Source organism: Microbulbifer sp. SH-1 (genome assembly GCF_011326135.1).
Lineage (GTDB): Bacteria > Pseudomonadota > Gammaproteobacteria > Pseudomonadales > Cellvibrionaceae > Microbulbifer > Microbulbifer harenosus.
Genome location: NZ_CP046948.1, coordinates 2,655,362 through 2,676,642, shown reverse-complemented (window position 1 = coordinate 2,676,642; position 21,281 = coordinate 2,655,362). Strand labels below are relative to the sequence as shown.

General features: G+C 50.7%; 7 protein-coding genes. 1 reads left to right on the top strand and 6 read right to left on the bottom strand.

The features are described from left to right. Positions 1–179 precede the first annotated feature (179 nt). Positions 180–2,960 carry a TonB-dependent receptor gene (locus tag GNX18_RS11035; protein ID WP_166218019.1) on the top strand — a complete coding sequence of 927 codons (2,781 nt, stop codon included), beginning with the start codon at positions 180–182 and terminating at the stop codon, positions 2,958–2,960. Between the two features lie 144 nt (positions 2,961–3,104). Here GNX18_RS11035 and GNX18_RS11030 read toward each other — a convergent pair whose 3' ends face one another. The 6 genes from GNX18_RS11030 to GNX18_RS11005 all read right to left on the bottom strand — a co-directional run bounded on the left by GNX18_RS11030 (position 3,105) and on the right by GNX18_RS11005 (position 21,232). Next, positions 3,105–3,860 carry a thioesterase II family protein gene (locus GNX18_RS11030; protein WP_166218017.1) on the bottom strand — a complete coding sequence of 252 codons (756 nt, stop codon included), beginning with the start codon at positions 3,858–3,860 and terminating at the stop codon, positions 3,105–3,107. A 67-nt stretch (positions 3,861–3,927) separates the two neighbouring features. Then, positions 3,928–5,436, bottom strand: coding sequence for a hypothetical protein (locus tag GNX18_RS11025; protein ID WP_166218014.1), 1,509 nt, complete (start codon positions 5,434–5,436; stop codon positions 3,928–3,930). Between the two features lie 165 nt (positions 5,437–5,601). Further along, positions 5,602–6,897, bottom strand: coding sequence for an MFS transporter (locus GNX18_RS11020; protein ID WP_166218011.1), 1,296 nt, complete (start codon positions 6,895–6,897; stop codon positions 5,602–5,604). 56 nt (positions 6,898–6,953) lie between these two features. Beyond that, complete coding sequence (locus GNX18_RS11015; protein ID WP_166218008.1) at positions 6,954–8,462, bottom strand: hypothetical protein; 1,509 nt, start codon at positions 8,460–8,462, stop codon at positions 6,954–6,956. Between the two features lie 135 nt (positions 8,463–8,597). Continuing rightward, a complete protein-coding gene (locus GNX18_RS11010) occupies positions 8,598–14,792 on the bottom strand; it encodes a non-ribosomal peptide synthetase (protein WP_166218005.1) in 6,195 nt (2,064 codons plus the stop codon). Continuing rightward, on the bottom strand, positions 14,792–21,232 hold the full coding sequence (locus GNX18_RS11005) for a type I polyketide synthase (RefSeq protein WP_166218002.1): 6,441 nt from the start codon (positions 21,230–21,232) through the stop codon (positions 14,792–14,794). Before GNX18_RS11005 ends, GNX18_RS11010 begins: the two co-directional genes overlap by 1 nt. Positions 21,233–21,281 lie beyond the last annotated feature (49 nt).

The following is a 21,281-nucleotide window of genomic DNA, read 5'->3' as shown; positions in this document are numbered from 1 at the left end:
AATGATCTGCTTCAAGGGAAAACTTATATAAAACAAAGAGTTATGGAATTATAAGTGCTTTCTCCCCGCCGGTGGCATGAGTGCTCCCCCCATCCCCCCCCTTGGGGGGGGAGGGCGACGGATATCGGGAGGTCTAGGATTGGAATCCTCACCATAACGATAAATCCAGGGAGAAGATGATGAGTCTGACTAATAATCGTTTCCGGCCGGCACTGCTGTCCGCGGCCATCGCAGCTGCAACGAGTGTATCCATGGGCTCCTTTGCCCAGGAGCAGGATGAGGCACTCGAAGAGGTAGTAGTAACCGGTATTCGTTCCAGTATTGTTGATTCCGTATCCGCCAAGCGGAACTCAGATGTGGTTGCCGAAGTTGTCGACGCCGGCGACCTCGCGTCACTACCTGATTCCTCCATCGCGGATGCTTTAACCAGGTTGCCAGGTGTTACCGCGGTGCGTACTGGCGGTCAGGCGAGTGGACTTAATATTCGCGGTATGGACGGCGGTTTTGTTTTCGCCAGCCTAAACGGTAGAGAGCAGGTAACTACCGGCGGTAGTCGGGCTATCGAATTCGATCAATACCCGTCAGAGCTGATTTCTCAAGCGACAGTCTACAAGTCACCCAAGGCGTCTCTGATTGAAGGTGGTGTTGCGGGCACCGTCGAGTTAAAGACCGCCAACCCACTGGATAACGCTCAAGATCACACCTTTCACGTAAGTACTCGCGGCATGGTAAATGACCGTGGTAACGAAATTGACGACGCGGACAAAATTGGCCACCGGTTCACCGCGTCGTATCAGGGAAAATTTGCGGACGATACCCTGGGGGTCGCCCTGGGCTATGCGCGTCTGTACCAGCCAAGCGCTTCGAGCCAGTTTGTCGGTTTCCAATACAACGGTTCAGGTGTTGTTGATGGCGAATCCGTAGCGGTCAGTGAGGGCTTCGAAGCGCAAGTACGAGGCGGCGAAGAAACCCGCGATGGCTTTATGGGCGCGATCCAGTGGGAGCCTAATGAGAACTTGAGTGTGCAAGGGGATGTGTTCCACTCCAAGTTTGACTCCGAAAACTATGCCCGCGGTTTTCGTGTGAAGACGTTGCAAAATGGCACGCTGAGCAACGAGACGGTAAACAACGGCGCTGTAACAGGCGCAACAGTTTCAGGCGATGGAAGCGGCAGCTTTGCCGTGTTCAACATCAACGACAACGACTCCCGATACACTGAGGTTTTGTCTGGCGGAATCAATGTAACCTGGAACCAGGGCCCCCTGACACTCTCTTCAGACATCTCCTACTCAGAAGCGGACGGTGAATTCGTCAACGGTGGAACCCGGGCGATTCTTTACAACGATGCCAGCAATCCCACCTCTGGCCGGGCGCCAGAGACGATTCACTATCTGCTGAATGGCCTTAACCCGGCTTCCTTTACGGCCGATCAGTCCTACACAGACCTGAACACCATTGCTTTAACCGAAGTGGGCATGTGGCCCTATATTAACCGCAATGAGCTTAACGCCTACAAATTCGACATGAAGTACGAGCTGGATATGGGCTTTGTTTCTTCTGTTGAAGCCGGCGTACGCTATTCAGAGCGGGAGTTTTCCGCCCAGCGTCAGCAAGCGGGATATGGCTGGGAATTTGGCGGTCACCCAACCGAGTTGCCAATTCAGTTAACGGCTGACATGGTTGACGTGGTTAGCTTCGGCGGAGAGCTGTCTGGGTATCCGGATTTCCTGGCGATCGACTTTGATGATGCTGTTGCCTTGGTAAATGCTGCCAATGCAGAAGCGGGAAGAGATCCCTTTGAAGCGACTTCAAACTGGGATAATAACTGGACCATGATTCAAAGTGGCAAAGTAAATGAAGATGTGCTTGCCGCTTACTTCCAGGCCAATATTGAGTCTGAGCTTTTTGGTATCAGCGTAACTGGTAACATGGGTGTACGTGTTGTCGACACCGAACAATACAGCACCGGCCTTCTCCAGATTGGCGGCGGGCTCGGTACTCCAATCACCGATGAGCGCGGCGTTACCAGTAGTGATTACATCGCCAGCCGGGTAGGGCAGGAATACACCGACTACCTGCCCTCGGCCAACTTGAATTTCCACTTAACTGATCGCGATCAGTTGCGCTTTGCGCTGGCTAAAGTGATGTCTCGCCCGCCGATCGACAAGCTCAAAGCTGGTGGCGGATCATGGGTTGAAGAAGGCGCTACAGAAGACAGATTTAACGTATGGGGTAATACCAGTCCTCTGCTGAATCCGATGTACGCCAATCAGCTTGACGTCTCATACGAGCACTACTTTGAAGAAACCGAAGGCGCCATCGTTGCTGCATTCTTCTATAAGGATATTGAGTCACTCGTAACCGATATCACGATTGACCCATTTGATTTCGAAGCTGCGGGCATCGATATTCCCGACGTTAACCCGGCAAGCGGACATCCTTTTGTTGGTGGCCAGTTCCAAACTGCCTATAACAATGAAGATGCAGGCTACATTCGAGGAATCGAACTGGCCTATACGCAAACGTTTGAGTTCTTGCCCGGTATCTGGTCTGGACTTGGTTTGACGACGAGCTACTCGTACACCGAAAGTGAGATAGATGCTGAAACTGGCCTGAGCGGTGAATCTATCACAATCCCCATGCCTGGGTTGTCAAAGAATGTGTTCAATACGACTGTGTTCTATGACTATGATAGTTTCTCTACTCGCGTAAGTGCGCGTTACCGTGATAGCTATGTTGGACAGCAGCTGGCAGTTGACAGTCAGTTAGCATTCTTTGATTCTGAAACTGTCGTCGACTATCAGGCTTCTTACCAGCTGGAGAATGGTGTCGAAATCGTATTCCAGGTCAACAATCTGACCGACGAACCGAATAAGACCTACTTCGGCAATGAAGCGCAAACAGGTACTATTCAGTACTTTGGCCGTCAGTACTTCCTGGGTGCGAACTACACGTTCTAAGCAGCAGTACCTGTCCCGAGGCGTGCCTCGGGACATCCCGGAAAACCGCCCGTTGAGCGCTGCTTGACGGGCGGTTTTTTATGTGGCTTATGGCACGTTTGTTAACTTCAGGTTAGTGCGCCGTCGGAGCGGCGGATTGAGCAGTTACAAGTACGCGCTTGCTAATGCGCGTACCTCTTGCCCAACAATAGACAGGAGTTCGTGAGTATGAGTGTTAATAAAAAAATGCGAGCCCTTGATCTCGCGGAACCGAACTTGCCCGGATATCAGTGATTCCCATTGGAGCGCGTCCTCTGGCGTCATACTGTGGTCATCGCTACTGTAAATCACCAGCGCGTTGCTACGAAGTTTTCCGGCAAATTTTCCGTCGTACTTATCTACCAAATGAAAATCTGATCGAATGATGGGCAGGATGAAACTCATAAAATCATCATCCCGTAGTAACTGCGCATTCAGGCCACCTAACTTTAACAACTCCTGCTTAAGGTCATCATCTGACAGGCGATAGCGCTCGAGATCTGCTTTACAGAGGTGGGCTGCTTTAAAGGCGCATAGGAAATGAAAAATCTGATGGAAATTTCCACGTTCGCGAAGTGCGTTAGCGAGCTCAAAACTGACCAAGGCGCCCATACTGTAGCCCAGAAACGCAAATGGCTTATCCAGCAACGGTTGAATCTCATTAACCAGTGATTCAACCATACCCGCGCAGTCGTCTATTAAAGGGTCATGCAAGCGATTGGCCCGGCCGGGATACTGTATACACACTACCTCGATATCTTCCGGAAGATGCCTTTCCCATCCATGAAAAACTTGAGCGGAACCGCCCGCGTAAGGAAAGCAAAACAAGCGGATTTTTGCATACTCCCTTTTTGTATTTATAACAAACCAATTACTTTGCATACGTCCACCAATAAACGAAAAAACCCGCGCCATTGATTTGGCGCGGGTTACTTGAATATCCCTCAGATTATTCGGCCAGCAACGCGTCCCAATCTACCAGTCTGGTCGGCCAATTTCCCACATAGCCGTGTGCCTCGCTGGGATAGAAAATAGTTGCCTTGTCCTCATCACTCCACTCCCGTGCTTGCGCCTGGTGGCACAGCTGGCAGGTGATCGTGTTTGGCCCCCATTTGTGGCTCTTTAAAGAAGCGGTTGTTGGATCATCGTTTATATCGTCATTTTGATAACGAGCGATGATCTCCATCATGTTATTCTCTCGATGCTCCCAGGCCTCCTGTCCAAGCAGCCAGGAATCATACTCGAAATAGGGGTTGTGTCGGAACGAAAGGACATAACTTGCTGTTCCAGCGTCACCGAGTTTCAGGGAGTAATCAGTGACCAGCAGCAAATACGACAGGATGTTGAATGAAAAACGCGGACGATCCATGCACGACCGGTTGTCTGCGCAGCCCATTACAGAGAGTACCGACTGGAAACCCTCCATAACTTTCTGTGGGTCGTCAAAAAGCATCCAGCCGATAGAGGCGGAATGGAAATATGGATTTATCGCAAACCACTCGCGGTGCTCCGCATCCAGTAACTCGACGGTATCATTGTCACCGTGCAGTTTGGCCAACCAGAGGCGAGCTGGAACCGTCCACCCGCCCAGGAGAGTAGTTAGGCGAAATTGCTGATTATTCTCCGGGTCCGCTTCCCATGCCTGTTCCGCCAGCTGGTACAAGGGAATGGCCCGCTGTGCCAGATAGCTGCTCATCACCATGCTGTACAAAATAGTCGGATCATCGTAGTCCGCTTCACCACCATTCCAGATATTGGAGGCGATAGCATAGGCGTTTGTGGTCAGATTGGTGGGGTTATCGAGAAGATCTTGCAGTAATTTTTCGGTCGCCAAATAGCGATTCACTTCTTTATAGTTAAAAGACTCCAAAAAGTATGTGTGGGCATCGTGGCCTTCTGATATATCTATCGGAAGATCCGTTGGCAACCATAATAAGAGCTGGTCAGAAATCTGTGTCTCCGCACGCGTCAGCCATGCTTCTTCAGAACCCAGGTGCTGCGCCCGTCGCAAAAAATAAAGCGCGTAGACAGCATGCTTGACGGAGCGAACGCTCTTTCTGTCTCTACCATAAAGAGTCGCCCGCCATTTAGGCAGTTTGACCACGTGGTACGCAGCCATAGCTTTACTCAAGACCGTACTGCTGGGATCGTTGAGATAAGCGGTCAATAGGGCCGACTCCAGTCGCGGAATTTCAATCTGAGACTCATGGGGAAGCCAGGTCTCATAGTCTGAAATCGGATCATACACATTCCCCGCTTCTAATTCGCTGGAAAGTGTTTTGTTCTCACGCAGTATATCGCCTACGGTATGACTCAAAAAAGACCGTATTTCGGCTACCTCCCGATTATCCAAGCCGTCATAGTCGGTGTGGTCAACGCCCCGCGCTTGACTTGTACTAGCGAAAATCACCAAGCCCAGAGTGATCAATGAAGTTAGCTGCTTCAGTACCTTGTTCATAATCCATTCACATTACAGGTTAAAAAGAAGTACTTTCACGCTACTGGAGGTTCAGTCGAGTAGCGCAATCCTTGAGGGTATTAGTTTCCGGATGGTGGCCGACTTGTATTAATAAGCTTCCAACGTTGGCGCATGTCTCTTGTCGGTCTGCACAATCTCCATCAGCTATTGCGCATGTACCTCCTGTGTCGTCGGTTGGATGGCCGGACCAGGCAGCAACCCCATGTTACGTATATAAGGTGTCGCCAAACCTACGGCGGCGAACGTTATCATCAAGGCGCCGGCTATATTCATTGCTGTGCCAGAAGAATACAGCTCTATCAGGTAGCCCGTGATACCCGTAGACACAGGAATCAAACCAGCAATGGCAAACATGAGGAGAGACATAACCCGGCCCATGTAAGCGCCCGGTGTGCGCAGCTGAAACCACGTGGTTCCCGCAACCATCATTGTGCCGATACAAAATCCGATTAAAATCAGAAATATTGCGGCAACCCAGGGATTTGTCTGGTTTCCAAGAAAAAACAACGCTGCACCCGCGCCTAGATCGCAGCACAGTACCAAAAGACCCATCTGGGAATTGGTGAACTTCCTACTGAAAGCGAATCCAGCACCGGTAAGTGTCCCGAGACCAATCATCGCGTAAAGTGTGCCATATGCCTCAGCTTCCAGCCCAAGATCCACCTTGATGAATATTGGAATACTGGTCATCAGCGGCCCGTGCAGGCAGAACGAAATAAGCACAAGGTATCCCAGCACAACTCGCATAGCGTGATCCGACCAGCAGAAGCGAACGCCGTCATAGAACATCTCCCAAAGTCCATGGGTGCAGCTTGTCTGTGCAGCAGGGGCAGCACGCATAAACTGCATGAACATTAGCGATACCAGCAAGGTAAAGGCATCAACCGCAAACGCCATCGCGAGCCCTGCATGTTTCCCCGACTGCTCACTGACCGTTTGCTGAGTGAACCAGATTAGCCAGCCACCCAGCATCGGGCCCAGTGTCTGCGCCAACTGCGTTGTCGCCACAACCATCGCATTCGCTCGCCCTAACATCACGCTAGGGATAAGCGAAGGCAGAACCGATTGTGCCGCTGGTACAGAAAATCCTCCCAGAATACCTAACGCCGGCGAGTACAAAAACAGAGCCCATAAAGGAAAACTCTCGTAGTAAACAAGAACTGCCATGCTGAGCATCAAAATGAAAAACAAGCCTCGAGTAACTAGAAGGACACGTAGTGGTGAAAGTCTGTCGGCAAGCGCACCACCGAAGAGAATAAATAGACCCTGTGGTAGGCTTACCAGCGCCATAACGGCCGCCATGATTACCGGGTCGTTTTCAGTTAGGTTTAGAGCCAGCCAGGGCAGCGCTACAAAACTGAAAAAACTACCCACCTGGGCAATGGCAGTGCTAGCCCAATGCAATACAAAGTCGCGCTTTCCGAATAGTGAATCATTCATAAATTACCACCGCCTTATACTTAACTTGTGCGGCTGATCAATAGAACTGCGTCAAATTACTGAATGCGTTCACCGAACCAACTAACGGTATACTCTGGCCAATTGCCAATGAATAATCTCTGCTCATCGACCGGCGACGGTATAAAGACGGTCTCGCTGGGGATGTACTTGCCTTGTTGTTGATGACAGAGCTGGCAGGTGGTTGAAACGCCCCATTTCTGGCGTTTTATAAAAACATTAACCGGATCGTCAGAAGGGTCATAGTTCTGGTAGCGGGCGAGGATTTCTTCCGCATTAGCTTCTCTATGCAACCATGAATTCTGCCCGAGAAGCCAGGTGTCGAACGAATCGCCAAGAAACCAACGGAAACTGAGAAAACCGTGCGCGGTATTCAGATCGCCAGCTTTCAAAAGGTAATCGGCACCCAGTAGAGTATAGGCAAGCCGGTTGTAAGGCGCCTTTGGCGTGTCGCCGCAGGGTAGAATGAAATCATTACTACACGCGTCGATGCTGGAGAAGTAGGCTGACATCCCATCTGAAAATCTTTCCGGATCGACAAATGGGGCGGCCGCGTAGGGAAATCCATACAATTGCGGGAAGCGCGAAAACCACTGATCTAGTTCTATATATACTGAATCTTTGGCTTCGTTATCGCCATGTAAGGCTGTCAACCAGCGTCGGTTAGGTATGGTAAAGAAGCCGACTTCATTGGCAAGACGAAAAAGCGGGTTGTTCTCAGGATTCTCGGACCAGGCTGCTTCAGCAATCTGTGCCAGAAATTGAGTACGCTCACCAAAATAGGCCGAAAGTAGATAGCCATACAGAACGGTAGGGTCGTCATATCCGGACTCGCCACTAATCCATAAGTTGACTGCGGCCACATACAAATTCGTTTTCAGGTTGACAGGGTTGTCAAGCACTTCTTTCAGAAGTAGGTGGTTCGCTTCGTGGCGCTCGTATTCGTTCTTTGTGAATGCATCTAGAAAAAAGTTCTGAGAGTAGGAGCCGTAGCTATGATCTAGCGGATTATCCACAGGTAACCACTGCGAAAGCCGTGTCTCGGTTATGGCCAGAGAGCGCTCTATCCAGGGGGCGTCTGAACCGAGTTGCCTTGAGCGATGCAGGAAGTACTGAGCATAGATAGTATGTTGCAGTTTGCGAACAGTAGGGCCTCCATGAACTCTGCCATTCTGCGAAAATACAGACGCACGGAGTAAATGAAATGCAGCATTCAATTGACTTAGATTTACGTCTCCAGGATTGTCCAGATAGGCCGCTAATATGGCCTTCTCCAACGGCGGTACTAGCCATTTACTATTGTTAGGCAAAATCGTCTCATAATCCGAAATTGGATCCTGTAGATTTTCTGCGTACAGAACGCTTTCAGCATTCTTATTAAATGGTTTTGCCAGCTGCTTGACGACTCTCTTGATTTCATTCAGGTCATTTAGATCCCTATGGCCCTGTCTGGTGTCACTGCCATTCTGAAAATTATCGGCAGCAAAAGTGAGCGAAGAAGCTGCGAGCACCAACCCGACGAAGCAATACTTTACTGTAGTTAACATAACCAACCATTTTTCGGCACTTATTCTATATGCCAGTGAAAAGGTGGCCGAGTTTACCTTCGCACTTTCAATAAACAGGTAATTGCAGTTTATGTGCAACACCAACGGATGGGTTCGCTTGGTTAAGCAGCTAAACTACGCGGTTGTTTCTACCGCGGTGTGGTCGCAGTTAAGGGGCGTTGCATGTCTGTGAACCATGTTCTTCATTGCCAACTGATACTCTTGTAGTACTCGCTCCGCCTCAATGTTAAGTAATGCTCCTTGATTAATATCTGTTTTTGCGCTGAGTCCCTCTCCTGGCACGAGAACAACTCCTACGAACATTGCATGCGTACGAACTCCATCAAGTTCGCGGCTTTCAAAATTGCCCGTGCCCTCGACCGCCGGCCAGATATAGGAAGGCATATCATCCTTCAAACTAGAACTGCGATCTCTCTCTTCGACCATGAAATTGAGCCCAATCAACGGTAAATATGTCGACATATCTTGGTTAAAATAGGCCCTGTTTTCACCATACAGAAGCGTCATCAAGCTCTTTTCTCTGGCTTTAAAGCCGAGCCGCTGCTCGCGTAGGTTCTCGAGCGTTTCCAACAGTCCGCATTGATCCTCCACGGAGAAATCAAAGAGCAAGAAATCATTGCTCGTGACATTGCCAACGATGTTGCGTGACATTTTCCCAAGAGAGCTAACTCCACGGTTGTCATTCACTAGTTCCATCAGCACTCGCGTGGACGTCAGGCGTGGCTTGAATGCGCGATAGAAACCGAGAATCAACGCTTCAAACAGTAATGAACTACCATCTCTCGCTATCAAGTTGGTAAGCTTTTCGGATTCCCCCCCATCTAGTAGCGGGATATTTTGAGAAGAAGTACTCTCCCGCCCGCGAGCAAGTGTATCGGCGTCCTTGAGGTACTTGACCGAAGCGAGTTCATCCCAGGGCATCGTTTTCCAGAAAGTGAGTTCCTGATCTCTATCCGCGCGATCAAACGCATCGTAGTAGTTTTCCAGCCATGAGACTGAGGAGGATCCGGGTATTTCAATCTGAGCTTGGTTCAGCAGAATGCTGTATCCTACGTAAAGTTCCTTGACAATCGATCGTATAGAGGCGCCGTCAACAATCATATGATGGAAAATCAGTAGCAAGCGATCACCGAGATCTTTATTCAGTTTGATGTGGGCCACTTTGAACAAAGGCTGATCTAGAGAGAAGGAAAATGATTGATGCAGCCTGTTTGCGGCTGCTTCAAGCCTTGCGACTCCTTCGCGGGCATCGTATGCAGACAAATCTATTTCTTCAAAGCGATAACGTATGCCCTTTGGTGCGATATACTGGGAGAAAGCCTCGTCTTGTTGAACTATTCGGAAACGTAGACCATCGTGACGCTCAACAAGTCGATTAAAGCTTTCCTCAAGTAGTGCCATATTAAAGCTGCTCTTCCGAAAGCCCATCATGAACTTTACGTTGAAATGTGTTCGCCACTTTTGATTCTCCAAAAGATAGCGCACGGTTGGTGCCATAAGCACTGGCGAGCAACTGAGACTGGTGCTGTCGGGTAGGTGATCGGAAATGTAGTTGACGTATTGATTCAGCTGACCTTCCAGATCGTCCAGCAGTCTACGCGCCTCAGTGTTAGTAATGCCTCTTGAGTAATTTGCTATCAAATGAATTCTGCCACCTGCAATCGCAACATTAAGCGAAAGCATATAGGACTTGGCGTTTCTCGGCTCCAGCGTGCTGAGTGACATCCCTTCGATAACCTCGAAATTTTCTGACCGGAGGGATGGATCGATTTGTCCGTGGTATTTGTAGAAAATTTCGGCCTGATTTGACGCTGCCTGATCTTTGAATTGCCTATCGCCGCAGGCTTGTGAAATAAGTCCATAATCGAGACCTTGCCGTGAAATTCTCCCGATTTCGGACGAGGCTTTTTCAGGAACTCTCTTCACACCACCGAATGGCGAACATTGGGCTACAGTGGGGTATGTATACTCAAACGTACCGAGCAGACGTCTCATGTTCTTATCTTTTGCGGAGTCCAGCCTGTCGGATCTCTCTACATCGACACGAAGCGTAAGTTCGGTCCCCTGCCAGCAGTAAATGGCATGGCTTAACGAAGAATATACAAGTTCCTCCACCGTGGCATTCAGCATCTCTATGCTGTGTGTCAACAGAATTGCACTGTGTTTATCGCTTAGGGTGGTAGACGTAAAACTGGTTTCTACTGGCGGCTCTCGCGTTAAATCTTCAACGCACAGGCTTTCACTGGGTGTGCGTAGAATACTTAGCCAAGTGTCACGCTTGGCAAGCAGATGTTTGCTTTGTTCAAGTTTTTTAACAGATTCCCCATACTCCTGGTATGAAAAAGTACTTTTCGAAAGAGCGATTTTTCCACCATTCAGATAGTCTTGATAGGCCGACTCCAGATCGTCCAGAAGGACTCCAATTGATGCTCGATCAAGTAACAAACGCTGAATGCCCAGTAGCAAGTGAGACTTACCAGTACTTTCGTCATCTTTGATCAGCACCACCTCTAGCATTGGTCCGCCAATGGAGGTCAGTGACTGCTGCAAAGCTTGTTTCTGCGCTGAGATGTAGTCTTCCTTTTCCTCGACAGATAGCTTGCTCACATCCGCAACATGAATCCTTGACTGAATGTCTGCGGGGTCGAGTTGCTGATAAACAGCTTTCCAATCCTTACCCCAATGGGTGTCTGTTCGGCTATCTGGTGCCAAAATACGTACGTTCAACACTGGATGGCACTCGTGCATCGCCATCAGCCACGCCAGAAGAAAGTCATTATCGAGGGCTTGTGGAGCATCCAATAAAATATAATCAATCAGATCTCCGTCAATGCCGTTGTCGGCATTGAGAAGCTGCAACTGCTTGGGTAGCAGTTTTTGCTCGCCCATGCTGGTAACGGGACTTCGGCTACCTGTCTCTACGTTGGACCGGCGTTGCTTTTCAACATGGCGTGCCAACGCCGAGAGATCCGGAAATTCATATATATCGCGGACACTTAAGGTTGCCCCTAAGTCCTCCACTCGGCTGATCAGGCGTATCGCACTGATCGAATCTCCTCCAATATCGAAAAACTGGTCGTTTGCACTCACTTTTTCGATTTTCAGGACGCTTTTCCAGATTTCGGCCAGTTCTTTCTCACACTCCGTCGTGGGCTCATTAAATTCTTCTTCATTGAGTACTACATTTGGACTAGGTAGGGCGTTCCTGTCAATTTTGCCGTTTGCGGTCAAAGGCAACGCATCCAAGCGCACAATAAAAGCTGGAATCATGTAATGGGGCAAACGAAGTGTTAGGTGGTCGCGCAACCGCCCGCTAAGGTCTATCTCCTGTTCACTATGTTGTTGTTCGCTAACGACATACGCCACCAGCATTGGTTCGCTTTCGCCAATAGAGTGAGTGACAACAACAGCATCTTTCACCTCAGATAGAGATATTAGTGTCGCTTCAATCTCGCCTAACTCTATGCGAAATCCTCTAACCTTAACTTGCTGATCTATGCGCCCCAGGAACTCAATGTTTCCGTCGGAGAGCCTGCGAGCGAGATCACCTGTTCTATACAGTCGCCCACTTCCCCCTTTCTCCGATTCACTGCGAAATGGATTGTGAATAAACCGTTCCCGAGTTAACTCTTCCCGATTCAGATACCCTCTGGCTACGCCGTGCCCAGCGATGAGCAGCTCTCCTGGAACTCCGATAGGCGCTAGTGTCATGTCATCTGAAGCGATATAAACCTGAGTGTTGGCGATAGGTTGACCGACAAGTATGCGTTCGTCGTCGTAGCCTATTTCGTTTACGCAAGACCAGATTGTCGTCTCTGTAGGCCCATACATATTCCAGAGTGATATACCGGGCCGGCGCAGCAGAGCTTTTGCAAGTGGCTTAGTCAGCGCTTCGCCGCCACAAAGTATCTTTATTGGATGCTCGACCTGCCAATTTGATTCGATCAACATTTTCCAGGTCGCTGGAGTTGCCTGCATGATCGAAACCTTGTGCTGGCGCAAACTGCGCTTGATCCGCTCGGGATCGCTCGCATCAGTTTTTGAGGCAAGTACTAGCTTTGCTCCGCGAATCAAAGGCAGGAAAATCTCTAGACCGTGAATATCAAAGCAGATAGACGTGACAGCCAACAAACAATCCGCAGACGTTAAGCCCGGAGCTACGGCCATACTTGTCAGGAAATTGACGATGTTGGCGTGTTCAACCATTACCCCTTTGGGCGCGCCGGTGGAACCGGATGTGTATATGACGTAAGCGAGGCTCCGCGGATCAACGCCAGTGAGCTCCCTGGTGGGATTGCTCCCCGGGCACTGCGCCACCGCTGCCGCCGTCGACACATCGTCCAGGCATAGTGCGCGCACCTCCGTAAGTGGTATGCATTCCTGAGTTGACGTTTGCACGACCACCGTATTCAGGTTCGCATCGTCAACCATGTACGCCAGTCGTGCACGGGGATATGCGGGGTCCAGTGGTACATAGGCACCGCCCGCCTTCAGAATCGCCAGCATGGCCAGCACCATGTCAAGCGAGCGCTCAAGGCAAATACCAACTCGGGTGTCTGGCTCGATTTTATGTTCCGTGATAAGGAGGTGCGCAAGCTGATTGGCGCGGCTGTTCAGTTCTGCGTAGCTGACTGCTACGTTATCGAAAATCAGCGCCACCGCGTCAGGTGAGCTTTGTACCTGTGCTTCGAACAGGGTATGAATACAATCCTTGTCTGGATACTCTGTGTAGGCCGGGTTCCAGCGGGTAGCATAGTCCTGTTGCTCACTGGGTGACAGGAGCGGAATTTCGTCAATGGGGGTCGCGGGTTGACGCACAAGTCCCGACAGCAAGTAATCGAAGTGTTGCGACATCCGTGTAATTGTTTCAGTCTCGAAAAGATCGCTATTGAACTCCCACTCCAGCTCCATACCGGCTTCGTTCTCAGTAACATTCAGCGTCAGGTCATATACTGAGACTTGTGTTTCTCTTCCTTCGAAACTGACCTTCACTCCCGGCAGGTCAATTTCTTTCAGGGCGACAGGCTGCAACACTAACATGACCTGAAAAAGGGGGCTGTACGCTAGGCTGCGAGCAGGCTTTAGTTCTTCCAGCAGCACTTCAAATGGAATCTGCTGATGCTCATACGCTTCCAGGGTGGTGGTCTTGCACTGCTCCAGTAACTGATTGAATGTAGGCCTGCCAGAAAAATCAGTGCGCAATATCAGCGTGTTGACGAAAAAACCGATCAGGTCCGAGACCTGTGTCTGCTCGCGGTTACTGACCGGCGTGCCAATGACGATATCGTGCTCCCTGCTGTAGCGGGAGAGAAGCGTAGAGAATGCTGCGTGCAAGCCCATGAAAAGCGTTGCACCCTGCCGCTGGCACAGGGTGCGCAACGCTGCCGTAGCTGCTTTATCGATATAGCTAACATGGGTTGATCCCGCGAAACTCTGCTTCTGGGGGCGATGACCATCTAGAGGCAGATTGTGCACGGCAGGAAGACCGTACAGTTTTTTCTTCCAGTAACCGATTTGTCGATCAAGCTCGCTTCCTTGCAGGTTGTCCAGCTGCCATTGCGCGTAATCTGAGTACTGAATTTCCAGTGGCGGGAAGGGATTGTTCGCGCCAAGAAGGTAGGCACTATAGAGCGTGCTAAGTTCTTTCATCACCAATCCAATCGACCATCCATCGGAGGAAATGTGATGCATTGTAAACAACAGTACATGTTCAGTTTTGCCCAGCTTGATCAAACTAGCGCGTAGCATCGGAGAGCAATTCAGGTCAAATGGCTTGGTGCTTTCAAAGGCGATCAACCGGGCCATTTCAGTCTCGCGATCGGCGTCCGCGAGCTGGGAGATATCATGTGTAGGGATACTGAACTCAGCAGCGTCGTGAACCTCCTGAACTGGAACTTGCTCGCCATTCATGCGAAATGTGGTTCTCAGGCTCTCATGACGCTGAATGAGCGTCTCGAAGCTCCTTTGCAGGGCGGAGATGTCAAGCTCTCCGCTAAAACGCAGTACGCGCGCCATATTGTACTGAGGGCTACCTCCTTCAATCTGGTCAAGAAGCCAAAGCCGTCGCTGCGAAAATGACTGCGGTGCTGAACGTAGGGCGCGGCGCCTGATTGTGATATCGATGTCATTACTTAAAGAATCTTGACGCGCGAGATAGCGAAGAAGCCCATCCTTGTTATTCTTTATCAGCGCGACAACGTGCGGTGTCAGCTTCTCTTTTGGACATTTTGTCTTGAGCTTTCCAGATTCAGCGAAGATGTAGACGCCTGCGCTGGTGAGTTGCTCAATTACAGCGGTTATCTCGCGCATTACCATTCCACCTCAACGTTGTTTTCATCATCCACATTCAGCAGCGCGTTACCTGCAATCACTGTTTTTGTTTCTTGCTCTGTCGAAGTGTCTGCTGAGGCGACGGCACCTGGTGCAGTCACCACATGAGAAACAACGTAATCTACCAGGCCATTAATGGTTGGATACTTCATGACAAGTGTCGAAGAGATCTTCGCTTTCAAAACGCCCTGTAGACGATTGGAGAACTCGAGCGCCATCAAGGAATTCAATCCATACTCATAAATATTGCAGTTGGGATCGAGACTTTCCGCGTTTTCAATACCAAGTACATCCGCCAGAAGCGTCGTTACTCTCCCGCTCAGTAAAGACTCCTTTTCAAGCTGCGACGCACTATTTAGAAGATCAAGGAAGTCAGCTTCGTTCTTAAGAACATCCGTATCAATAAAATTGGAGAAAAGGGTTTTCTTACGCGGATCGGCGTATTGCTTGAGAATCTTCGACCAATCCAGCTCAAATACACCAGCCTGGGGTACGTGGTGCGCGAGCAACCGGGTCATTGATCTGACGCCGCTCTCGGGACTTAGCGGTGTCATGCCGGCGTCCTTCATCCGCCGGATATCACGTTCATCAAGACTTGCCGCCATGCCTGCCTCCGCCCATGGTCCCCAGTTAACGCTCAAAGCGGGTTGTCCGAGCGCACGGCGGTGAAAGGCTAGCGTGTCCATGAACGCATTGGCCGCGGCGTAGTTACTTTGACCGGACCAGCCGACAAGCGAAGCGATGGAGGAAAAGCAGACAAAGAAATCCAGATCAATGTCTTTAGTTAATGTGTGCAGGTTCCAGGTACCGCTCACCTTCGGCGCGAGTACACGCTGAAATTGCTCTTCGGTTTGCTGGGCGATCACGCCATCGCTTAGCACGCCAGCCGAATGAACAATGCCTGCAAGCGGTTTGTCTGATGTCTTCAATGCTGATAGAGCGTCACCCATGGCACGGGCGTCCGATACGTCCGCGCGCACAATATGAACGTCGACACCGCGGGACTGAGCTTCGGCGATCTTTTGCTGTGCATTTTCATTGGGAGTACTGCGGCCGGTGAGTGCAACAGAGGTTGCACCACTCGATACAAGCCAGTCCAACATCACCAGCCCAAGACCGCCAAGACCACCGGTTACCAGATAGGTTTTATCGGCTTTGATGAGATCAGGGTTGATGCCGCGCGCCGCAGTTACTTTTGCGGCATTGAAATCGAGCACAGTCGGTATCGGTTCCGACTTGGGTAGTTCGGTATTTCCATCCATTCCAACGACATGCACATCAATCAGATTTTGCGAGAACTGATTCGAAATCTTCGCAAAGGCATCTACGGCTTCCTGTATCAGGCAGCGGTATCGCTCAGGATGTTTTCGCGCCAGATCGTGTGTGTTGGCTCGATGATATGACGCATTCTTTTTGGTCAGGTTCTCAATGAAACTGCGCCCGCAACCGGTAGCGGTTTTTCTGAGGTCTACAAAACGTCCAAAATCATCGATTAAGGATGCAATTCTTTCATACCCGATACCCTCCTCGAAGTTGAGAACGACATCGAAATTCGTGTCTCCTTCGTCGCTATGTAATGCTTCCATCAGCTGAGATGAGCATTCGTAGGTAGATGAATCGAGAACCCGGAGAACACCTGTGGCGGAAAGTCGCTGGCGCTTTTCTTCTGTATCCGCTGCGGCATACACCTTTGCATTCTTCGCGCGAGCGAGTTGCGCAGCGGCATGTGCGGCAGCGGAGTCACCGCCATAAATCAGTACTTTTTCCCCTGCGCGTAGAATCGCGAGTTCATTGAGGGCGTAATACGCAACGGAAAAATGTTCACCTACCGCTACGGCTTGTATGTAGCTCAATCCGACAGGTAGCGGGATAAGTGAATCCGTTGTGACATGAACATGAGAAGCGCGCGTTTGTTCACCAAGTACGATGACATTCTCTCCGCGCGACCATGCCTTGACCGAACTGCCCACCGCCTCCACAACTCCGGCGAGTATCGAGCCCTGATCCGGGCCCGCTGCCCGTACTCGTACTCTTACCTGGTTGTCATCGAGCGGCGGCATTCGCAGGGCGTGTAAACGTACGCTAGCGATACCTTGATCGCTGTAGCCGGTAACTTGGTACCCATCGCTTGCGTCAATGACAGTTTCACCATCAGCGTACTCGTCCAGTATGGCGGCGTTCACTTTGCGAAGACGGCCGACATACCTTTCGCCCGCTCTCAGCGCAGTTTCTTGCTCGTACTGATCACTTTGCAGATGGTCTGCCAGGGTATGGATCAGGGAATCGTCAACCGTGTCTGCCAGGTCCAGCAGAGAAACACTGTATTCCGCATGCTCGGAAGCCAAAACCCGCGCAAAACCCCACAGGGCTCCTTGCGAAGGTTGAGGCAGATGAGTATCTCCACCAAGCCTGTGGACTCCTTGGGTAACAAAGAACAGCTTTAGCGCGTTAGGCCAGTCCAGTTTGTTCATCGCCTGCACTAAGTACATGGGGATTACCGACGTGACGCGGCAGCTTGCCAGGACTTCCTCTGAGGACTGTTCTTCGCAGTTAGGATTGTCGATGCCCCACATATACAGGATGCCGGCACAATGATTGTTCACCGCTCGCAACGCAGGTAGAAAGTCATCCGGCCCGTTGATTTCGGTAGTTGCAGGTACAACGTGTACCGCGACGTCCTTAGCGGCTAATGTGGAGACCAGTTTGTCGGCAATGCCCTGGTTATCGGCGAACACAACCCATACGCCGTTATTGGATGCGGCGTGGTCGGTATTGAGTGGCATTCTTTCCCAGAAATAGTCGTACTCGATTGCCTTGTCGGCGTCGCCTGACTCCACGGGCTGGTGAGCCCTGAGTTCAATCGAGTCAACTTCGACCAGTATATTCCCGTCTTTATCAAACAGGGTTAAGTGCCCAACAATGCGGTGCTCATCTTTGTAATCGGTTACCAGGTGACAATAGAAGTGTGCACCTGGCGCTCGATGAAAGTGCAATGCGCCGATTTTTACCGGAAGGTAGCCCTTCTGTACGGTAGGGAACAGGCCTTGAAATGCACCGTCGAGAAGTACGGGGTGTAGCAGGTAGTCGGCGCCCGTATCAATGATGGCGCTCTGTGGGCGTACTTCCACCACACACTCATCGTCGACATACCACGCTTGTTCAACCAGCTGAAACGCGTCTTCGTAGCACAGTCCCAATGCATGGCAGTGCGCATAGAAGGCAGATTTGTCCATATGTCTGGACAGGCGCTGGGTGATTTCTTCCAGGCTCACCTGCCCCCTCGGTGCTTGCTTCGTAAGGGCGCTGATACCACCGCGGCAATACGTGATCCAGTTTGAGGATGTATCTAACGCGTTGATTTCAAACTCGTACTCGCCTTCAAGCAGACGGCTTTCAAACTGCGCGGGATTATCTTTGTCGATAAAACACGCCCGTATGAATTCCAAATTTTCCAGTGTTATATCGTTTCGACCGTGGCGAAGGCGTGCCATGGCTAACGCACTCTCTATATAAGCAGCGCCGGGATAGACAACGTCCTCAGCCACCTTGTGACCATCCAGGAACGGAATTTCATGGAGATCGACGGTTTTTTGCCAGGCGGGGGCCGAAGTTTTGAGCGGACTTCCGAGCAGTGGATGCACGGGCTCGGCGTAACCCGCACCGAGTTGAATGTTCTTAAGGCGAGCCTGCTTTACGTCATCTGCCTCGCTCCAGTAGCTCGCGTGTTGCCAGACGTAGTTTGGCAAAGGCATTAAACAACCGGCATTGGGGTAAAGCGCGGACCAATTTACCAAAATGCCTTTCGCATGCATGGCTGCGAGAGTATGTTGCAGGATGACGTCATCGGCATGCTTGCGGTTCAAGGTTGATACAACACGGCATTGCTTCAGGGAGGAAGTAATGGAGCTGATCAGCGTAGGGTGCGGGGATATTTCAATGAATGTTGTATATCCATCGTTAAAGATATTCTCTATGGCATCTTTAAAGCGCACCGGTGCACGCACATTTTCCGGCCAGTATGCCGCACCCCAATCGCCTTCGCATGTAGGCTTGGCGCTGACGCTGGAATACAGCGGTGTAGTTGGCGTATGTACCACTATACCGGTGAGAGCTTCCTGCAAAGGCGCTTTCAACTGGTCCATAACCGGACTGTGATAAGGTACGCCGACGCTCAGGAAGCGCGCAAAGATGCCTTGCTCATCCAGCTGCTCCGCGATACGCGCGAGTGCTTCAGCATCACCCGCGAGGGTAATAGCCTCTTCACTGTTTACAGCGGCAATGGAAACTTTCTCGTCTAATCCGGCAAGATAGGGCACCAAATTCGCTTCGCTCAACCCCACCGCGAGCATTTTCCCCATACCTTCGGTGGTGTGCTGCAGTTGGCTGCGGTGATATATGACTTTAATAGCGTCATCAAAACTGAGCGCGCCGGCAATATAGGCCGCACCGACTTCCCCAGCGCTGTGACCGACGATGCAGCCAGCTTCAATTCCCCATGAGGCGAGTAGCTCTGACAGTGCCACCTGGGTTGCAAATATTGCCGGTTGAGCGATGCAGGTCTGATGGATCTCTTCCTGATCCTGGCTGTTAAAAATGGCATCGACAAGCGACCAGCCGGTATAGTGAGAGAGCGCTTCGCTGCAGCGGTCCAATGCTGCACGGTAAACGGGTTCACTCTGATAAAGCCTGCGCCCCATACCCGACCATTGTGGGCCCATCCCCGAAAATACGAAGCAGGGCTTTTTCGCTGGACTTTCTTCCGCAGACGATTGTATGTAACTGCCGGATGCCCGGCCTTCGACAAAATCTTCGAGGCCAGCGATCATCGCTGACACACTATCCCCGCTAACTACCAGGCGATGCTTGAAATGCTCGCGTTTGATGGCGGAGGTGTAGCAGACATGGTGTAGCAATGCGTCGGCGTCGTCCCTATCAAGCAAGTCCTGCTGAAGATAGCCAGCCATCTTTTGTGCTTGCTGCTTCAAGCCGCTTTCAGTTTTATGACTTATCAGTAGAAGCTTGATTTCACCATTCACCACGGGAGCCTGGGTGGCCGGCGCCCGCTTTATGGCGGGCGCCTGCTGTAGAATCACGTTAGCATTTGTGCCCCCAAAGCCGAATGAATTTACCATCGCTCGTCGAGGCTGCCCGTCAGTGTCTGGCCAATCTATCTGCTTATCGGCTATTCGTACATTGAGTTTCTCAAGGTCGATGGCCGGGTTTGGCGTATGGTAATGAATATTCTGCGGGATACGGCCGGCACGCATGGCCATGACCGTTTTCATCAGGCCCGCCACCCCTGCGGTAGCTTCACTATGGCCAATATTGCTTTTCACAGAACCCACGACACAACTCGGAGTATCAATAGACCGATCGCCCAGTACTTCCCCCAGGGCATTTACCTCAATTGGGTCTCCAACCGCTGTTCCGGTACCGTGTGCTTCGGCATACTGAATAGTGCTCGGTGAGAGGCCTGCTCTCTGTAATGACTTTTTCAATAGTGCTTTTTGTGATTCCCCGTTGGGAACGGTAATTCCGATTGTTTGCCCATCCTGGTTCACTCCAGTAGCCTTAATAACGGCGAGAATATTGTCACCGTCTCGCTCGGCTGCCTCGCGTTTTTTAAGCAGTACCAATCCGGCACCTTCACTGCGCACATAGCCATTGGCTGCCGCGTCGAAGCTTTTGCAACGACAGTCTGGTGACAACATGGAGGCTTTACATATCGACATGGTAAGTTCGGGGCGTAATAGAATATTTACGCCGCCGGCAATAGCCATATCACTATCACCGGTAAGAATCGCTTTACATGCCAGATCCAGAGCAACGAGCGATGATGAACAGGCTGTATCGAGCGATACACTTGGCCCGGTAAAGTCGAAGGTGTAGGAAATTCGGTTAGCTGTCAGTGTCATTGACGGCCCGGTAGCCGAGTGGCTAGTCATCAATTTATGCGCTGATGAGGAAAGCTGTACCTGCTCGTAATCGTGCATGAACTGCCCAATATAGACTGCCGTATTACTTCCCTTCAGTTCTGAGGCTTTCATGCCTGCGTTTTCAAATACTTCGTACGCCAGCTCAAGCAACCAGCGATGCTGCGGGTCTAAATGGGGTGCTTCCTTTGGCGAGATTCCGAAAAATTGTGGATCGAATAGATCTATATTCTTAATGAAGCCGCCTTGATTGACATACATCTTGTTCGGCTTGTCTTTGTCCTGATCGTAGTAGGCGCTATTTTCCCACCGGTCGCCAGGGACCTCGACAATTCCATCGCCGCCATCCAGAAGAAACGCAAAGAATGATTCCGGGTTGTTGACGTTACCCGGTAACCGGCAGGACATGCCTACAATCGCAATGTCGTTTTCCATAATGTTGTGATCGTTACCGTGTGGTTCTAGTTGAGTATAAGAATCGCTCATTACTTCCCTTACTAAGCTCTTTGGTTTACGTTCTGGGTTCGCCAATACT

Excerpts from the sequence above, each read along its gene's own strand:
- GNX18_RS11035 (WP_166218019.1), top strand. The coding sequence starts at position 180 with ATGAGTCTGACTAATAATCGTTTCCGGCCGGCACTGCTGTCCGCGGCC.
- GNX18_RS11030 (WP_166218017.1), bottom strand. The coding sequence starts at position 3,860 with ATGCAAAGTAATTGGTTTGTTATAAATACAAAAAGGGAGTATGCAAAA.
- GNX18_RS11025 (WP_166218014.1), bottom strand. The coding sequence starts at position 5,436 with ATGAACAAGGTACTGAAGCAGCTAACTTCATTGATCACTCTGGGCTTG.
- GNX18_RS11020 (WP_166218011.1), bottom strand. The coding sequence starts at position 6,897 with ATGAATGATTCACTATTCGGAAAGCGCGACTTTGTATTGCATTGGGCT.
- GNX18_RS11015 (WP_166218008.1), bottom strand. The coding sequence starts at position 8,462 with ATGTTAACTACAGTAAAGTATTGCTTCGTCGGGTTGGTGCTCGCAGCT.
- GNX18_RS11010 (WP_166218005.1), bottom strand. The coding sequence starts at position 14,792 with ATGCGCGAGATAACCGCTGTAATTGAGCAACTCACCAGCGCAGGCGTC.
- GNX18_RS11005 (WP_166218002.1), bottom strand. The coding sequence starts at position 21,232 with ATGAGCGATTCTTATACTCAACTAGAACCACACGGTAACGATCACAAC.